At 68.4% G+C, this 17,341-nt stretch carries 16 protein-coding genes; 9 read left to right on the forward strand and 7 right to left on the reverse strand.

The window, feature by feature from the left end:
• Positions 1 to 125: 125 nt before the first annotated feature.
• The 4 genes from TPR58_RS16160 to TPR58_RS16175 are packed head-to-tail and all read left to right on the forward strand — an operon-like array spanning position 126 to position 3,162.
• Entirely contained in the window at positions 126 to 683 is a 558-nt protein-coding gene (locus TPR58_RS16160; RefSeq protein ID WP_346247756.1) for a DUF1003 domain-containing protein, read from the forward strand.
• Entirely contained in the window at positions 680 to 1,114 is a 435-nt protein-coding gene (locus TPR58_RS16165; RefSeq protein WP_346247757.1) for a PDZ domain-containing protein, read from the forward strand. Before TPR58_RS16160 ends, TPR58_RS16165 begins: the two co-directional genes overlap by 4 nt.
• Positions 1,104 to 1,787, forward strand: coding sequence for a winged helix-turn-helix domain-containing protein (locus tag TPR58_RS16170; protein ID WP_346247758.1), 684 nt, complete (start codon positions 1,104 to 1,106; stop codon positions 1,785 to 1,787). The genes TPR58_RS16165 and TPR58_RS16170 overlap by 11 nt, the downstream gene beginning before the upstream one ends.
• A gap of 1 nt (position 1,788) precedes the next feature.
• On the forward strand, positions 1,789 to 3,162 hold the full coding sequence (locus tag TPR58_RS16175) for a sensor histidine kinase (RefSeq protein ID WP_346247759.1): 1,374 nt from the start codon (positions 1,789 to 1,791) through the stop codon (positions 3,160 to 3,162).
• Here TPR58_RS16175 and TPR58_RS16180 read toward each other — a convergent pair.
• The 4 genes from TPR58_RS16180 to TPR58_RS16195 form a co-directional block, all read right to left on the reverse strand.
• On the reverse strand, positions 3,144 to 3,476 hold the full coding sequence (locus tag TPR58_RS16180; RefSeq protein WP_346247760.1) for a hypothetical protein: 333 nt from the start codon (positions 3,474 to 3,476) through the stop codon (positions 3,144 to 3,146). The two genes, TPR58_RS16175 and TPR58_RS16180, sit on opposite strands and share 19 nt — an antisense overlap.
• A gap of 21 nt (positions 3,477 to 3,497) precedes the next feature.
• A complete protein-coding gene (locus tag TPR58_RS16185; protein WP_346247761.1) occupies positions 3,498 to 4,358 on the reverse strand; it encodes a MipA/OmpV family protein in 861 nt (286 codons plus the stop codon).
• Positions 4,355 to 7,669, reverse strand: a complete 3,315-nt coding sequence (locus TPR58_RS16190) for a polysaccharide deacetylase family protein (RefSeq protein WP_346247762.1) — start codon at positions 7,667 to 7,669, stop codon at positions 4,355 to 4,357. The genes TPR58_RS16185 and TPR58_RS16190 overlap by 4 nt, the downstream gene beginning before the upstream one ends.
• A gap of 374 nt (positions 7,670 to 8,043) precedes the next feature.
• Positions 8,044 to 8,253, reverse strand: a complete 210-nt coding sequence (locus TPR58_RS16195; RefSeq protein ID WP_346247763.1) for a hypothetical protein — start codon at positions 8,251 to 8,253, stop codon at positions 8,044 to 8,046.
• A gap of 258 nt (positions 8,254 to 8,511) precedes the next feature.
• Here TPR58_RS16195 and TPR58_RS16200 point away from each other — a divergent pair, with 258 nt between their 5' ends.
• Positions 8,512 to 9,525, forward strand: a complete 1,014-nt coding sequence (locus tag TPR58_RS16200) for a bile acid:sodium symporter family protein (protein WP_346247764.1) — start codon at positions 8,512 to 8,514, stop codon at positions 9,523 to 9,525.
• Between the two features lie 194 nt (positions 9,526 to 9,719).
• On the opposite strand, the gene TPR58_RS16205 is transcribed toward TPR58_RS16200, so the two are convergent.
• From TPR58_RS16205 to TPR58_RS16215, 3 genes are all read right to left on the reverse strand, one after another.
• Entirely contained in the window at positions 9,720 to 9,923 is a 204-nt protein-coding gene (locus TPR58_RS16205) for a hypothetical protein (RefSeq protein WP_346247765.1), read from the reverse strand.
• Positions 9,924 to 10,014: 91 nt separating this feature from the next.
• Positions 10,015 to 10,224 (reverse strand): cold-shock protein, encoded by a 210-nt coding sequence (locus TPR58_RS16210; protein WP_346247767.1) that lies wholly within the window; start codon positions 10,222 to 10,224, stop codon positions 10,015 to 10,017.
• A 203-nt stretch (positions 10,225 to 10,427) separates the two neighbouring features.
• Positions 10,428 to 10,985, reverse strand: a complete 558-nt coding sequence (locus tag TPR58_RS16215) for a hypothetical protein (RefSeq protein WP_346247769.1) — start codon at positions 10,983 to 10,985, stop codon at positions 10,428 to 10,430.
• 227 nt (positions 10,986 to 11,212) lie between these two features.
• On the opposite strand from TPR58_RS16215, the gene TPR58_RS16220 reads away from it, so the two are divergent.
• Genes TPR58_RS16220 through TPR58_RS16235 form a run of 4 tightly spaced genes read left to right on the forward strand, consistent with a single transcriptional unit; the run spans position 11,213 to position 17,288 of the window.
• The gene (locus tag TPR58_RS16220) at positions 11,213 to 12,343 is read left to right on the forward strand and encodes a 3-oxoacyl-[acyl-carrier-protein] synthase III C-terminal domain-containing protein (RefSeq protein WP_346247770.1); all 1,131 of its coding nucleotides are present in this window, start codon (positions 11,213 to 11,215) and stop codon (positions 12,341 to 12,343) included.
• Positions 12,340 to 13,011: an iron-containing redox enzyme family protein gene (locus TPR58_RS16225; protein ID WP_346247771.1), complete on the forward strand. Its 672-nt coding sequence runs from the start codon at positions 12,340 to 12,342 to the stop codon at positions 13,009 to 13,011. The genes TPR58_RS16220 and TPR58_RS16225 overlap by 4 nt, the downstream gene beginning before the upstream one ends.
• Complete coding sequence (locus tag TPR58_RS16230; RefSeq protein ID WP_346247772.1) at positions 13,004 to 13,870, forward strand: DUF6999 family protein; 867 nt, start codon at positions 13,004 to 13,006, stop codon at positions 13,868 to 13,870. The genes TPR58_RS16225 and TPR58_RS16230 overlap by 8 nt, the downstream gene beginning before the upstream one ends.
• A gap of 22 nt (positions 13,871 to 13,892) precedes the next feature.
• On the forward strand, positions 13,893 to 17,288 hold the full coding sequence (locus TPR58_RS16235) for an acyl-[ACP]--phospholipid O-acyltransferase (protein ID WP_346247773.1): 3,396 nt from the start codon (positions 13,893 to 13,895) through the stop codon (positions 17,286 to 17,288).
• Positions 17,289 to 17,341: the final 53 nt, after the last annotated feature.

A 17,341-nucleotide genomic window follows, 5' to 3' on the forward strand; every position in this document is an offset into this window, starting at 1 on the left:
GAGGCTCCTCGCTATCCGCCGGCCGGTGGCGGGGCGGTGACCGGATCATGACCAAAGCTTAACGTGACTTGCCCACCCCCGCAGACCATCTGTTCGTATGTAGTTCAGACCGCAGGAGCAGACCGATGACCGAGGGAGAGATCCACGATCTGGCGCGCACGCTGCTTGCGAAGTCTTCGGACGCGCTCGATCCCGAGGAGCAGACCGTGCTGCTCGGCATCCGCAACCACAGCCCGATCAGCCGCGACGCCGCCGACATATCGGACGAGCGCGCGACCCGCGGCGAGCGGCTGGCCGACCAGGTCGCCGCGGTCGGCGGCTCATGGGGCTTCATCATCGCGTTCGGCCTGGTGCTGTTCGCCTGGGTGGTGCTCAACACCGACGTGCTGGGCCATGTCGGGCTGGTGTTCGACCCCTATCCCTTCATCTTCCTCAACCTGATGCTGTCGATGCTGGCGGCGGTCCAGGCGCCGATCATCATGATGAGCCAGAACCGCCAGGCGGCGAAGGACCGGCTGGCCGCGAGCCTCGACTTCGAAGTCAATCTGCGTGCCGAGCTGGAGATCCTGCGCCTCCACGAGAAGCTGGACCGCGGCGTCACCGACCGGCTCGACCGGCTGGAAGCGCGCCTGTCGCAGCTGATGACGGCGATGGATCGCGGCGCCGTGCGGGCATCGTCATGACCGCCGAGGCGCGATTCAGCGGGCGCGCCGCGGGCGCCAGGGGCCTGCCCGGCTTTGCGCTGATCGTCGCGCTGACGGTCGCGGTCGGGATCGTGCTGCTGCTCGTCTGGTCGGGATGGGTCGTTCCCGCGCGCAGCATCGACGGCCAGGCAGATGCGCTGTTCCCCGGATTCACCGCCGAAAGCTCGGCCTGCCCCGCGGGCGGGCTGGTCGTCACCAGCCTGCGCTCCGACAGCGAGGCGGCGGGCGACGGGATCGAGGTGGGCGACTGCATCGTCGCGATCGACGGAAGGCGCATCGAGACGCTGGATCAGGCGCGCCGCTATCTGCATAATGACGCGATGCCGGCCCTCAGCCTCGACCTGGTCCATGACCAGCATCGGCGGCAGTTGAAGCTGGCGCGCAATGCAGGTGGGGCACATGGGTCATAAGCTGCTGGTGGTCGAGGACGACGAGGCGACCGCCGCATATATCGCCAAGGGCATGTCGGAAGAGGGGTTCACCGTCGATCGCGCCGACAATGGCCGCGACGGGCTGTTCCTGGCCAGCGACGGCAGCTACGACGCGATCGTGCTCGACCGGATGCTGCCGGGAATGGACGGCATGGGCGTCCTCGGCGCGCTGCGCGCCGCCAAGATCGAGACGCCGGTCATCATCCTCTCCGCACTCGGCACGCCCGACGACCGGGTCGAGGGCCTGACCAGCGGCGCGCACGACTATCTGGTGAAGCCCTTCGCCTTCGCCGAGTTGCTGGCGCGCGTCCGCCTGCTGCTGCGCAAGGCCGGCGCCAGCGACGGCGCGATCACCCGGCTGGCGTGCGGCGACCTGGAGATGGACCTGCTCTCGCGCCGGGTGAAGCGCGGCGGCCGCGCGATCGACCTCCAGCCGCGCGAGTTCCGCCTGCTCGAATATTTCCTCCGCCATCCCGATCAGGTCATCACCCGCACCATGTTGCTCGAGGGCGTATGGGATTATCATTTCGATCCCGGAACCAATGTGATCGACGTGCATGTCAGCCGGCTTCGCAAGAAGCTGGACGATGGCGGCGCGCCGATGCTCCAGACCATCCGCGGCGCGGGCTACCGCCTCAGCCCGGCGGCCTGAGGTGGCGCTCCGCTGGGGGTCGCTGACGCGGTCGGTGACCGCGCGCTTCGTCATCGTCGCCTTCCTGGTCCAGCTCGTCGTCACCGGCGGCATCCTGTTGTTCGTCCAGCAGGCCAGCCAGCGCGCGCTGGCCAGCGAACAGCAGACGCTGGTCACCGAATTGCGTGACGAGCTGATCTCGGCCTGGCGATCGGGCGGCGAGGACGGGCTGCGCCGGATCATCGACGTGCGGCTCGCGACGCGCGGGACCCCGCCGGTGATCCTGCTGGCCAATGCCCAGGGCGATTCACTGGCCGGCAATCTCGGTGCCTGGCCGACGGTGATCCCGTACCAGACCGACTGGCGCACGATCGAACTGTATCGCACCGGCAGCGACCGGCCCGAGCTGATGGCGGTGACCGCCACCGCCCTTCCCGGCGGCCGGCGGCTGCTCGCCGGCCATGTGATCGATTCCAGCGTCCGCCTGGCCCGGCTGAACCAGGAGGCGCTGACCGCGGCGCTGGTGATCGGCATCGTGCTGGCGCTGCTCAGCGCGCTGCTGATCGGCCGGGTCCTGTCGCGCCAGATCCAGGCGGTGGTCGCCACCGCGCGCGACGTCGGCGAAGGCGCGCTGGGCCGCCGCGTGCCGCTGGACGGCAGCGGCGACGCGTTCGACGCACTCGGCCAGTCGGTCAACGCGATGCTCGACCGGATCGAGGCACTGGTGTCGCAGTTGCGGATGATGACCGACGGGCTGGCGCACGACCTGCGCTCGCCGGTCACCCGGTTGAAGGTCGTGCTGGAGAATGCGATCGTCGAGACCGACGATCCCGCCGCCCTCGGCGCGCTGGAGCGGGTGTCGTCGGAGGCCGAGACGCTGCTCGGCATGCTCTCCACCGCGCTGCTGATCAGCCGCGCCGAAGCCGGGATCGGCCGCGACCGTTTCGTCGATACCGATGCCGGCTCGCTGCTCGAGGACCTGGCGGAGGTCTATGGCCCGCTGGCCGAGGATCGCGGCTTCGCGATCGAGGTGGCGGCCGAGCCGGGGCTGCACCTGCCGCTCCACCGCGAGCTGATCAGCCAGGCGATCGGCAATTTGATCGAGAATGCGACCAACTATGCCGAGGGCGGCCGGGCCATCCGGCTGTCGGCGACGCGCCGCGGCGACCGGGTCGCGCTGGCGGTGGCCGATGACGGCCCCGGCATTCCCGAGAGCCGCCGGGCCGAGGCGCTCAGCCGGTTCGGCCGGCTCGACCCTGCGCGCCACGTCACCGGGTCGGGCCTGGGCCTGTCGCTGGTCGACGCGGTCGCGCGGCTGCACCAGGGCAGCTTCGCGCTGGAGGACAATGAACCGGGCCTGCGTGCGGTGCTATGCCTTCACGCCGCCAGGACATAGGTGATAACCAGCGCGACCACCGTCATCAGGATCATCGCCATGATGAAGGTCAGGTCGGCGATCTGCTCAAGCCAGTGGAGCCGCGAATCGGATTCGGTGCGCAGCGCGAAATAGGACGTCAGCGTCGCGATCAGGAACAGCACCGAATCGAGCGACAGCAGGTCGTCGGCGATCGTGCTGGTGCTGCGCAGCGAGATCACCACGCGCAGGATGCCGATGGCGGTCAGGCACACGCCGACCATCGCCGCGGCGATCGGGCAGATCATCCGGCAGGCCCGCTCGCTCAGCGCACGCTGGCTTTGGCGCTTGTGCATCAGGCTGTTCCCTTTTCGGCATCAGAAGGTGAATTCGACGCCCAGGGCGGCGCTGGCCTGGCCGCGCTCGCGCACCACCGGCGAGCGGGCGTAATCGCCGAGCAGCCGGCTGTAGCCCGCGGTCGCGAACAGACCCAGCCCGTGCGTCAGATCGCCGGTCAGCGAATGCGCGATCAGCCCGCTGGCGTTCCAGTCCTTCCAGCCCGGGTGATCGGCGCCGTCATAGGCGGCCAGCCCGCTGGCAGCGCTGCCCGCAGGCGTGATGTCGAAATAGGTGTCGCCGAAGCCGCGCCCGACATGATCGGCCGACAGCGACAGGCTGACATAGGCGCGGCGCGACAGCGGCGTGTCGTAATCGATGCTGGGGGTGAAGATCGCGCTGCCATGCACGCCCGACAGGTCCTTCTGCCACGATGCGCTGAGCGACAGCGTGTCGTAAGGGCTGGTGACCACCCCGGTGCGCTGCACGCCGACCCAGCCGCCCGCCTCCCAGGCGCGGCCGATCTTGCCCAGCCGCGCGACCGCGGCATCGCCGGGCGAGGTGTTGCGGTCGAGGCGAAGCGCGACTTCGGGGCCGAACTGCAGCTTCCATCCCGGCTTGCCGCTGCCCGGGATCACATCGGCGAAGACCGACGTGCCCTGGGTCGCGAAGCTGATGCCGGAGATCTGGCCCTGCACCGCCACCACGGGGATGGTCATCGAGCGCGACGCACCCGAGTAACGCGGCGTCGTGCCGACCCCGACGCCGACGGTGATCCGGTCACGACTGGTGTCGACCGGCGTGTCGGCCCCCGCGCCGCCGGCAGGCTGGCTTTCCTGGGCGAAGGCCGGCGTGGCGAGGGCCAGCGCGGCGATCAGCGCCCAGCGGATCCGCGCGCTCATGCCGCGGTCTCCACCCGGCCGCTGCGTTCCAGCTTGCCCCAGCCGACGCTGGGCCCGCGCAGCGCGCTGACGACCGCGCGGATCACCACCCAGTACATCAGCTGGCGATAGACGAAGCGCTGCGCCAGCAGCAGCAATGCGGGATAGCGCTTCTCGCGCGACTCCAGCCGGTACGCCACCCAGCCGCACATCAGGTCGATCCCGGTGAAGATCAGCCAGTACAGCGCCATGCGCAGCACGTCGGTTTCGGTCTGCGCCCAGCCATGCTGCCACACGCGCAGCGCGGTGTCGGCGATATTGGCGACCAGCGCCAGGTCGATCAGCGGCGAGACCAGCGCAAAGCCGATCTGGAACACCCAGGCCTGAGGCATGCCGACCATCGCGAGCCCGCCCGGTTTGCGCGTGCGCAGGATCGCACGGTGCTTCCAGAGGCATTGCAGCGTGCCATAGGCCCAGCGATAGCGCTGGCGGGCGAGCGCACCGAAGCTTTCCGGCGCCTCGGTCCAGGCGACCGCGTCGATGTCGTAGCCGACGCGCCAGCCCTTGCGCTGGATGGCGATGGTCAGGTCCTGGTCCTCGGCCAGCGTGTCGACCGGGTAGCCGCCGACCGCGTCGAGCGCAGACTTGCGCCACGCACCGACCGCGCCGGGCACCACCATGATCGCGTCCAGCCGGGCAAGCGCGCGCCGTTCCAGATTCTGCGAGGTCACGTATTCGACCGCCTGCCAGCGGGTGACCAGGTTGAACCGGTTACCGACCTTGGCATTGCCGGCGATCGCGCCGATCGCCGGGTCCGCGAACCAGCGCGCCAGCCGGGCGATGGTCATCGGTTCGAACTGGGTGTCGGCGTCCAGCGCGATCACGATCTCGCCGGTCGCCAGCGCCAGCCCCTGGTTCAATGCGCGCGCCTTGCCGCCATTTTCCAGCGTGAGCAGCCGCACCCGCGGTTCGTCGGCAAAGGCGGCGCGAACCACGTCGCTGGTGGCGTCGGTCGACCCGTCGTCGAGCACGATCACTTCCACCCCGACCTGTTCGCTGGCCAGCACCCGCTGGATCGACGACACGATCACCCGCTCTTCGTTGAGTGCGGGGATCAGCACCGAGACGAACCGGCCCGGATCGATTTCCGGCGCGACCGGGCGGTTGCGGCGGCGATTGGCGATCAGCGCCAGCGCGGCCAGGACCACGGCCCGGGCGATGCCCAGCGCGATCGCGGCGAAGAAGGTCCATTTCAGCGCGAAGCCGATCGCCGCCAGTATCAGGAAGATGCCGACATCGGTCCGCACCGCGACCAGATCCGCGCCCTGGACCGGCGGCATCACCTGGTCGCGGGTCAGCCCGGCCATCTGCGACACCGGCACGATCCTGTAGCCCCGGGCGCGCAGGCCATCGATGATCCTCGGCAGTGCCTCGATCGTCTGCGACCGGTCGCCGCCGCCATCGTGCAGCAGGATGATCTGGCCCGATTGCTCGGCATTGCCCGCCGCGACCTGGGCCAGGGTGGTGTTGACGATCGCATCGGTGCCCGGCCGCTGCCAATCGTTCGGATCGACGTGCAAGCCGACATTGGTATAGCCCAGTTGCTGCGCCGCCAGCGCCGGCTGAAGTTCGTCGGCGGTCGTCGGCTCGGCGTCGCCGAAATAGGGTGCGCGGAACAGGCGGACCGAGCGGCCGGTATAGGCCTCGAGCAGCCGCTGGGTCGCATTCAGCTCCAGCCGGGTCGCATCGTCCGACGACTGGGCCAGATTGGGGTGGGTGAAGGTGTGGCTGCCGATCTCGCTGCCGTCCTCGACCACCCGGCGCACCAGCCAGGGATGCTCGACCGCATTCTCGCCGATCATGAAGAAGGTGGCGGGCACCTGCTTGGCCTTCAGGATGTCGAGGATGCGCGGCGTCCAGTCGGGATCGGGACCGTCGTCGAAGGTGATCGCCACTTCGCCCGGATGATAGCCGGTGCGGGTGACGACATAGGGCGTCGGCAGCGCGGCGAAGCGTTCGTCGACGATCAGCCCCTGGGCGTTCTGATTGATCGCGCGCTGACCGAAGCCGGGCGTGCTGGTGATGCGGAAGATCTCGCCGGTGCCTTCGACATCGACGTCGCCGACCGATTCGAGCCGCGACAGGTCGGGCAGTTTGCCGCCATGCGCGGCGTCCAGCACCTTCCAGAAATTGGAGTCCTCGGACCCCAGCCGCCACAGCGCGACGCCGCCCACGCCCTTCAGATTGGCGGCGCGCAACTGGTTCCAGGCGCTGGCGGCATCGACCATCCAGACGGTGTGTTCGACGCCCTTGTCCTCATAGCCGAAGCTCTGGTTGCCGCTTGCGGGATCGAACTGAAGCTGCGCCGAGCTGTCGTGCGCGATCAGCCAGGCCTCCTCGATCGTCAGCGTGTCGGCCTTGCCCGGTGCGGTCCAGTCATAGGCATAGTTGGCGACGCCGACGATCAGCTTGTCGGCGGGGACATGCGCCAGCGCATGGTCCATCTGCTGGACGAACCAGCCCTGGCTGGCGATCGGTCCGGCCGCGCCCGACGGCGCATGCTCGTCGTAATTCATCAGGATCAGCTTGTCGGCCGCCGCGGCATAGCTTGCCAGGTTCCAGTCGTCGTCGGCGGCGGGCACGGTGACCGCGACGGTCATGTTCTTCGGGGCGAAGCGGGCCCGCGCATCGCGCAGGAACTGGGGATAGTCGCGCTGCGCCGAGGCCGGCAACTCCTCGAAATCGAACACCACGCCATCGGCATGACGCGCGGCCAGCGTGCCCTGAAGCCGGTCGAGAAATGCACCGCGGGCGCGCGGATCGTGCAGCAGCGCCGCGGTCCCCGCCCCGTCCCAGTCGTCGCCCTGCGCATTCTGCACCATCGGCAGGACCCGCGGATGGCGCGGGGTGCTGGCGATCAGCGCGTCGAAACGGGTATCGGGAGTCACGACCAGCTGGTGCGCCGGTCCGTTGACGCTGTAGAGCGACGGCACGACCCAATCGAGCTGGCCGATATGGCGCGCCAGCGAGGCGCGGCTGGAATCGGACCAGGGGACATAGAAGCCGACCGCCAGCGGCGGCCCGCCCGGCTTGCCATGCTTGCGCGGCAGCCAGGACTCGAAGCCATGGTGGAGCCGGGCGACCTGCTGCTTGAGCGAGCGCGGCGCCGGGCGTTCCATCGACATCGCCAGCGGGCCGGGCACCGGAACCTCGACCACCGTCATCGCAAAGGCGATCGCGGCCAGGATCACGACCAGGATGAGCGCGAAGAAGCCGCGCATCGTCCAGCGATTGCGGCGCCCGCTCGCATCGAAGAAAATCGGCCGCTTCATTCTCACGTCCCCGTTGCTGTCGCTGGAAGGTGCAGCGCCCGGTCCGAGGTGGACGGAAGGACCGGGCGCCGCGGGGTCGCCGACCGGGAACGCAACAGCCGGCCGACGCTATCGTCGCTAAGCCCCCCGACCCTGCCACGACCTGCCCGGCAGATTAACTCTGCGTCACGTTGCGGACCGCAACCGGCCCGGACGCCAGAACGGCCGATGCGCAGGGGTCACGCACCGGCCGTCTGGAATGGCGAAACCCGGGCGGCCCAGGGGAGAAAACCGCGCCTCGTTCCGCGTCCGCTGCCGGGATGGGGCAGCGGGGTTTCCGGGATCCTCCGGGAGGAAGGAGGATCCGGATCTTGTGTCTGTCCCGCCTTGGGGGATCAGTAGGCCTTCTTCGCCGCCGGCTTTGCGGTCGCCGGCTTTGCGGCGGCCGGCTTCGCCGTGGTGGTCCCCGGCTTGGCTGCCTGGTGCGTCGCGACCTTGTGGGTCGATGCCTGACGCGCGGCGCCGGTGGCGGCGAAGGCGGCGGTGCCGGACAGCATCGTCGCGGCGGCAAGGCCGGCGGCGATGATCGTGCGGGAAGTAACCATGGTGATACTCCTTGAACTCACCCGCTCGCTGCGGGGTGACACCATGTTTGAGCCCCGGCCGCTGTCGGTCCCGTGTCCGCAACATGAGCATTTTGTAAGCTTCGCGCCGATCCTCTCACCTCCGGACCACCTGCCCCCGCCGCCGGTGCCTTTTTCCGGCCGGGCAGGTCTGCAATACCGGTCCGGCATGCCCCTGCCCCTTGCGATCCGGAGCGATCTGGGCCAGCGCCGCCTGCATCGTCCCTGTCAGGACCCGTGATGCCGCGTTCGCTTCTCTCGCTGTTCGAGCCTTTCGTCCTCGCCCTGCTCGGCACCGTCGTCCTGGCCAGCCTGTTGCCGGTGCGCGGATCGCTGGTACCGCTGGCCGACGGAATCACCACTGCGGCGATCGTGCTGCTGTTCTTCCTTCACGGCGCGAAGCTGTCGCGCGAGGAGATCGTGAAGGGCGCGAGCAACTGGCGTCTGCACCTGGCGGTGTTCCTCACCACCTTCGCGCTCTTTCCGCTGCTCGGGCTCGGACTCGTCTCGCTGCCCTTCGTCACCGGCCCGACCGCCGCGGGCCTGTTGTTCCTGACCTTGCTCCCCTCGACGGTGCAGTCGTCGATCGCCTTCACCGCGGTCGCGCGCGGCAATGTCGCGGCGGCGGTGTGCAGCGCGTCCTTCTCGAACCTGATCGGGATCGTCGTCACGCCCGCGCTCGTCGCACTGATGATGTCGGGGCTCGCCGGCCAGTCGGGCGTGTCGATCGAGGCGGTCGAGACGATCGCGCTGCAGCTGCTGCTGCCCTTCGTCTCGGGCCATTTGCTGCGCCCGTGGATCGGCGGCTTCGTCGGCCGGCATCGCACGCTGGTGAGCAGTGTCGACCGCGGATCGATCCTGCTGGTGGTCTATACGGCGTTCAGCGCGGCGGTGGTCGAGGGGCTGTGGAGCCGCGTGTCGGGCGAGACGCTGGCGCTGATCCTGCTGCTGTGCACGCTGCTGCTGGTCGTGGTGCTGGCCGTCACCTGGCTGCTGGGCCGGATGATGGGATTGCCGCGCGAGGACGCGATCGTGCTGCTGTTCTGCGGATCGAAGAAGAGCCTGGCGTCGGGCGTGCCGATGGCGGGGGTGCTGTTTCCTGCGGCGCAGGTCGGCGCGATCCTGTTGCCGGTGATGCTGTTCCACCAGATCCAGCTGATCGCCTGCGCGGTGATCGCACGGCGGATGGCGGGGGCGGCAGGGGGCGAACCGCCGCAGGCCGGTCCTGCGATCGACACGACGCTTGCCGACTAGACCGGCCGCGCCGCAACGCGGTCCAGTCAGGCGAGCCTAGGGTCGGTGCCAGGGAAAGGCGATGCGGGTCCGCGACGCGGCCTTGCGACAGCGCGACAGCCTTTCGGTCCGCCGGCGGTGCAGGACGGCGCCGAAGGTAACCATCGCGCCGAACACCAGGGCGGCGAGCAGCAGCAAGGGCATTGCGAGAGAAATTACTCGGTTCCGCCCAGTCCGGGATTGCCGCCGCGTTCGCGTTCGCCGCGGGCGGTCTCGACGCGTTCGTAGCGGGTGGCCATGTCGAGCCAGGCAGCCTCGGCGCGCAGGCACCGGTCGCGAACATTCGCCAGCGTCGCCGAATCGGCATCGGCGCGGGCGCGGGCCGCATTCTCGCGATAGATCAGGTGCTGCTGGGCCATGGATATCCTCGCGTCGGTGAAGCGGCAGCGGCGCAGCGGATCGCGCGCCGCCAATCGGCGGCGGGACGCCTGGCGCCCCGCCCCCGGAAGGTCAGATCGACTGAAGATTGACCGCGCTGGTCTTGCCGCGACGATCGGTCTCCAGCTCGTAGCTGACGCGCTGGTCCTGGTTCAGCGTCGCCAGGCCGGCGCGCTCGACCGCGGTGATGTGGACGAACGCGTCCTGGCCGCCGGTGTCCGGTGCGATGAAGCCATAGCCCTTGGTTGCGTTGAAGAACTTGACGGTGCCTTGAATGCTCATTCGGTATTCCTTCCATGATCGGCGCACCGGATGCCGGCGTGCCTCGCGCTGCGGAGGCCAGGAGAAGGAAAAAAGGAGCCGCAAAGCACCGAAAGACCGTTCTGATTGCGACTGTAGCCGCGTCTTTATGCCTGAAAGGCAGCTAAAAGGCAAATCGAGCGGCAGGAACACGCGATTCCGGATCGCCGGACAACCCGAAAGGATCAGGCCGAAATCCTGATTTCGCCGTGCACGGGAAGCGGTGTCAGTTGCATCAGTTCATCCCCGATGCCGCTGTAGAATTTGGCGATGCTTTCGATGTCCCCGCGTCCCAGCGAGACGCGGACGCCCAGCGGCACGCGGCGCGGCGGCATGCCGGCCACGCCGTCCGGCCAGCCGAGCGTCATCGTGGTGAGGTCGCGGCGATCGCCGCTGCGGACCGTCCCGCTACAATGGAACAGGCAGGCGCGCGATCGACCGAGCGCGACCAGCCGGTCATGATCGCGATCCGCCACGCCCAGCAACTGGCGCAGGCCGCGCAGCCGCCGCGCGGTGCCGCGCGCCCGAAGCGCGCGGGCAACGCCGTGATGCAGCGCAACTTCGTCGAGCAAGATGTTGAGAAAGCGATCGAGTTCGCGCAAACCATTGCCGATGGCCCTGGACCGATATTCGTGAGCGACCCCCTCCTGCGTCAGCGACGCCGCGGATGGTGACAGCCACGTCGCGAAGAAGCGGGCCCCGGTCGACAGCGTCTCATGGGCCTGGTGGAGCCGGTCGGTCATCTGCTGCTCCACCCGTCGCAAGCGGCGTGCGCGGATCGCGCTTCCGGCCGAGGGCGCCTGCGAGGCAACCGTACCAACGGCCCGATCATCCTAGCCTAATGCACCCCGCGCGCAACCGCGCCGATCGCGGAGATAAATTGATCACTGAATAATTTATTTATTGAACATTGATCATTTGACTGCCATTGAGCGTTTATGGCGAACACGAAGCCGAACGGAGGAGTTTGATGCGTCCCGTTTATGTGACCGCCGCCGCGCAATGCCTGCCCGGCGCGCCGGTCGGGAATGACGAGATGGCCGATCATATCGGTCGCCTGTCGCCCCAGGCGGAGCGGCTGGGCCGGCTGACGCTGCGCCAGAACCGCATCCGCAGCCGCCATTACGCGATCCGCCCCGACGGCAGCAGCGACTGGACCGTTGCGAAGCTGGCGGGCCAGGCGGTGCGCAGCCTGATCGCCGATGCCGGGATCGATGCCCGCCGGGTCGGCTTCCTGGCCAGCGCGACGACGCAGAACGACATGCTGGTCCCCGGCCTGGCCAGCGGCGTCCATGCCGAGAGCGGGCTGCCGCCGATCGAGGTCGCCAGCCTTCAGAGCGTGTGCGCCAGTTCGATGATGGCGCTGAAGACCGCGGCGCTGCAGGTGGCGGCGGAGGAACATCAGGCGGCGATCGTGGTCGGCGCCGAATTTTCCAGTCGCTATTTCCGCCCCCACCATTATCGCGGGACCGCGACCGTCGGCGACAACGACACGCTGCCCGGCGATGCCGAGTTCCTGCGCTGGACGCTGAGCGACGGCGCCGCCGGCCTGCTGATCGAGGATCGCCCGGCCGAGCGCGGCCTGTCGCTGCGGATCGACTGGATCTCCCTGCGCTCGTTCGCCGATCGCTTCGCGCCATGCATGACCGGCGGCGCGGTGCGCGAGGCCGATGGCAGCCTGACCCCGTGGAGCCTGCATCCCGACCCCGCCGCGGCGGGCGCGTTCCAGCTACGCCAGGATGTCGAGGCGCTCCACCGGATGCTGCCCGTGTGGCTGGGCGAGATGATGCGGCTGGTCGACGCGGGCAAGATCGAGCCCGACGCGGTCGACTGGTTCCTCTGCCACTTCTCGGCGCACAGCCTGCGCGAGGAGATGGTGACCCTGGCGACGCGCGCGGGGGTCATGATCCCCGAGGACCGCTGGTTCACCAACATCTATGACAAGGGCAATGTCGGCGCGGCCGCGATCTTCCTGATGATCGACGACCTGATGCGGTCGGGAACGCTGAAACCTGGCCAGCGCATCCTGTGCGCGGTGCCCGAGAGCGGCCAGTGCATCATGGCCTATGCAGCGATGACCGTCGTGGGAGAAGACCGATGAACGCACTCGTCCAGCGCGCGAACCGCGGGCTCGCCCAGGCCTGGATCGATTTCGAAAGCGCACTGGTGCAAGTGCCGGTCATCGCCCGGCTGACCGGTGGCAAGCTGCGTGCCGAGGATTATCGCGCGCTGCTGCGCAACCTGCGCCAGCAGGTGGTCGAGGGCAGCCGCTGGATCAGCCGCGCCGCATCGAATCTCGGTCCCGATCACGAGGAGCTGCGATCGCTGTTCGTGCGTCACGCGGTGGCCGAGCATCGCGACTATCGCCTGCTGGAGGACAATTATGTCGCCGCCGGAGGCAAGGCCGAGGAGATCCGGTCGGCGCGCAAGAATATCGGGTCGGAGGCGCTGTCGGCCTTCATGTACCAGGCGGCATCGCGGCCCGATCCGCTGGGCATGCTGGGTGCGATGTTCGTGATCGAGGGGCTGGGCGAGCGTCTGGCGCTGCCCTGGTCCGAAGCGATCAAGCACCAGCTTGGCCTGGGCGACGACGCGGTCAGCTTTCTCGCCTATCACGGGGCGAATGACGGCGATCATCTCGAGATGTTCGACCATGCGCTGGAACTGGCGATCGGCGATAGCGAAGCGGTGGCGGACGACATCGTCCGCCATGCGCGGATCGTCGCGCGGCTGTACCGGCTGCAACTCGAGGAGCTCGACAATGTCTGAGGCCTATGACCCGAGCGATCCGGATCCCGGTCTGGCGCTGCTGCTCGACCGATCGCTGCCCTTCGACCGCGAGGCCAAGGCGGCGCTGATCCGCGACCAGACCTCGCGCAGCCGCCAGTTCCTGTTGCCGATCGTCCGCCCGCTGGCGCGGATCATGATCATCGTGGCGCAACTGGTCCACACGGTCAGCCCGCGCTGGCCGCATGCGCCGCGGCTGCTCCACCGCAGCATCGCCTTCGGCATGCGCCGGTTCCTGACGCCCGACGCAAACCGCCTGATCCTGCGCCATTTCCACCTGGGGGCGCAGATCCTGCGCTTCATCTCGGACAATGCCACGCCCGGATTCCACCCGGCGCTGGAGCCGATGCGGCCGCGCACGATCGACGATATCCGCGACAATCTGTTCCTGAAGCACGACCTCAACATCTATAATTTCCTGATCCAGCTGAACCAGGAAATGGAGCGGCGCGGCACCACGCTGGGCCGGGTAGAGACGCTCGATTTCTCGGCCATCACCGAGGATCTCGACATCGCCCCGCTGCCCGAGGGACGGCTGAACGTCATCGACCTGCAGACCGCGATCGAGCTCTATACGCCCGCCTATGCCATGCTGCTGACCGACCGCGATTTCTGGCGCGCGTCCAACTCGCTCCAGCTCGACGAGACGATCGGGCTCTATGCCGCGCGGCTGACGGGCGAGGACAAGCATCTGGCGATGATCAGCAACCGCCATCCGCTGGTGCCGTTTTCGACATTGCGCGCCGGATTCCGGCTGATGCTTCACGGTTTGTCGACCGAAGTGCTGCATGGGTTCCTGTGCGAGCTGAAGGCTCGCCAGGCCGCAGGCGCAGCGGCATAAGCGATCCAGGGGGAACACCATCATGTCCGCACCCGATTTCTCGCTGCTGAACCGTCGCCGGTTCGGCCCGCTGTTCGTCGTCCAGTTCCTGGGCGCGTTCAACGACAATGTCCTGAAATATGCGATGCTGTTCCTCGCGAACTTCACGCTCTACGCCAATGCGCCGCAGGATTCGGCGATGCTGGCGGTGATCGCGACCGGCATCTTCATCGCCCCCTATTTCCTGTTCTCCGCGCTGGCCGGCGAGGTCGCCGATGCGTGGGACAAGGCATGGCTGGTCCGCGCGGTGAAGGGGGCGGAGATCGGCTTCATGGCGATCGGCCTGGCCGGCCTGTGGTATCAGTCGATCCCGCTGCTGCTGCTCGCGCTGTTCCTGATGGGGTGCCATTCGACGCTGTTCGGGCCGGTCAAATATTCGATCCTGCCGCAGCATCTGAACAAGGACGAGATCGTAGGCGGGACCGGCCTGATCGAGGCGGGGACGTTCCTGGCGATCCTGGGCGGGCAGCTGCTGGCGGGCATGGTGCCGCCCTGGGAGGCGGGGCTGATCGCAACCGTGCTGGCGATGGTCGGGTTCGCCGTCAGCCTGTTCGTTCCCCCTGCCCCGCCGATCGCGAAGGTGCCGATCACGCGCAATCCGTTCGTCAGCACCTGGGCGGTGCTGCGCGCCGGGCACCAGGGGCGCGGCGTATGGCTGTCGATCCTGGGGATCAGCTGGTTCTTCGCGGTCGGCGCGGTGCTGGTGTCCGAATTCCTGCCGCTGGTGTCGGGCAATCTGGGCGGGCGCGAGGATCTGGTCACCTTCTTCCTGATCGTCTTCTCGGTGTCGATCGCGGCGGGCTCGGTGCTGGTCAACCGGCTGCTGAAGGGCGAGGTTTCGGCCCGCTATGTCCCCGCCGCGGCGCTGGCGATGGCAGTCTTCATGATCGACCTGTGGCTGTCGACCTCGGGCTTCGTGATCGTGACGCCGCACGCATCGATCCCGGAATTCCTCCAGACTTCGGGCAGCTGGCGCATCGTCATCGACCTGGCCGGCATGGCGGTGGCGGGCGGCATGTTCGTCGTGCCGCTCTATTCGATCCTCCAGACGCAGAGCCCGCCCGAGGAACGGTCGCGCGTGATCGCGGCGAACAACATCGTCAATGCCGCGGTCATGGTGCTGCTGGTCGCGGTCGCCACCGCGATGCTGGCGGCCGGTGCGTCGATCCCCGGGATCGTCGGCGCGATGGGCTTCGCGACGCTGGCGGTCGCGCTGATCTCGTGCTGGCTGCTGCCCGAGACGGTGATCAAGGCGACGCTGCGCACGCTGCTGGCAGCCATCTACCGGATCGAGGTCCACGGCGCCGAGAACATGCCGAAGCCCGGCCAGCGCGCCGTCGTCGTGGTCAATCATGTCTCGTGGATCGACGGGCTGCTGCTGGCGGTGTTCCTGCCGGGCAAGCCGCTGTTCGCGGTCCACACTGCGGTGACCCAGAAATGGTGGATCCAGCCTGCGCTGAAGCTGTTCCGGGCCTTCCCGGTCGACCCGACCAACCCGATGTCGACCAAGGCGATGGTCCGCGCGGTGAAGGAAGGCAACACGCTCGTCATTTTCCCCGAGGGGCGGATCACCGTCACCGGCGCGCTGATGAAGATCTTCGACGGCCCCGGCATGGTCGCCGACAAGGCCGATGCGCCGATCATCCCGGTGCGGATCGACGGCGCGCAGTTCACGCCCTTTTCGCGCCTGCGCGGCAAGGTCCGGCTGCGCACCTTCCCCCGGATCGACCTGACGATCCTGCCGCCGCGCCGGTTCGAGATCGAAGGCGAGATGACCGCCCGCGCCCGCCGCGGCATCGCTGGCCGCCGCCTGTATGACGAGATGAGCGGCATGATCTTCGACACGTCCGACACCAACCGGACGCTGTTCCAGGCGCTGATCGACGCGCGCGACGTGCATGGCGGCAAGGCGCTGGTGGTCGAGGACATCAAGCGCCAGCCGATGGGCTATCGCAAGCTGCTGATCGGCAGCCTGGCGCTGGGCCGCGTGTTCGAGGCGCGATCGAAGCCCGGCGAGGCGATCGGACTGCTGCTGCCCAACGTCACCGGCACGGTCGTCAGCTTCTTCGCGCTGCAGGCGATCGGGCGGGTGCCGGCGATGCTCAACTATACCGCGGGCCTGGCCAATCTGAAGGCCGCCTGCCTGGCGGCGGACGTGCGCACGATCGTGACCGCGCGCGCCTTTATCGAGCAGGGCAAGCTGGAGCCGATCGTTGCCGGCCTGGAGGCGGACGGCCGCAGCTTCCTGTATCTCGAGGATCTGGCGGGCGAGGTCGGCACGCGTGCCAGGCTGTCGGCACTGCTCAAGACCATCGTCGCGGGTCGGCTGCATCGTCGGCGGCGCATCGCCGTCGACAGCCCGGCGGTGATCCTGTTCACCAGCGGATCGGAGGGGCTGCCCAAGGGCGTGGTGCTGACCCATCGCAACCTTCTGTCCAACTGCGCCCAGCTGTCGGCGCGGGTCGATTTCAACTCGTCGGACCTGGTGTTGAACGCGCTGCCGGTGTTTCACAGCTTCGGGCTGACCGGCGGCACATTGCTGCCGGTGCTCAGCGGCATCCGCACGCTGCTCTACCCCAATCCGCTCCACTACCGGATCGTGCCGGCGCTCGCCTATGACGCCAATGCGACGATCCTGTTCGGCACCGACACGTTCCTGTCGGGCTATGCGCGGATGGCGCACAGCTACGACTTCTATGCGCTGCGCTATATCTTCGCCGGTGCCGAGCGGGTGCGCGACGAGACGCGGCGGACCTGGAACGAGAAGTTCGGGCTGCGCATCTTCGAAGGCTATGGCGCGACCGAGGCGGCGCCGGTGATCGCGGTGAACACGCCGATGCACTACAAGGCGGGCAGCGTCGGCCGGCTGCTGCCCGGCATCGAGGCGCGGCTGGACCCGGTGCCGGGGATCGACGAGGGCGGCAAGCTGTCGATCCGCGGGCCGAACATCATGGCAGGATACATGAAGGCCGACCGCCCCGGCGAGATCCAGCCGCCCGAACGCGGATGGCACGACAGCGGCGACATCGTCACGATCGACGCCGACGGCTTCGTCACGATCCGCGGCCGGGCCAAGCGCTTCGCCAAGATCGGCGGCGAGATGGTCTCGCTCCCGGCGGTCGAGGGCTATGCGGGCGCGGTGTGGCCCGAGGCCGAACATGCCGTCGTCACCCGCGCCGATCCGCGCAAGGGCGAGCAGCTCGTGCTGTTCACCACCCGGCCCGACCCGAAGCTCGCCGAGCTCCAGGCCTGGGCCCGCGCCAACGGCGTCGCCGAACTGGCGGTGCCACGCGACATCCGCCAGGTCGCGGCGCTGCCGGTGCTGGGCACGGGCAAGATCGACTATGTGACGCTGGGGGCGATGGCCAAGGGCGATTGATCGACGGCAAGCAATTGATTATTATAAACAATCCTCTCCCGGAGGTAGAGGGG

Source organism: Sphingomonas rustica, from assembly GCF_039652585.1.
GTDB classification, from domain to species: Bacteria; Pseudomonadota; Alphaproteobacteria; order Sphingomonadales; family Sphingomonadaceae; genus Sphingomonas; species Sphingomonas rustica.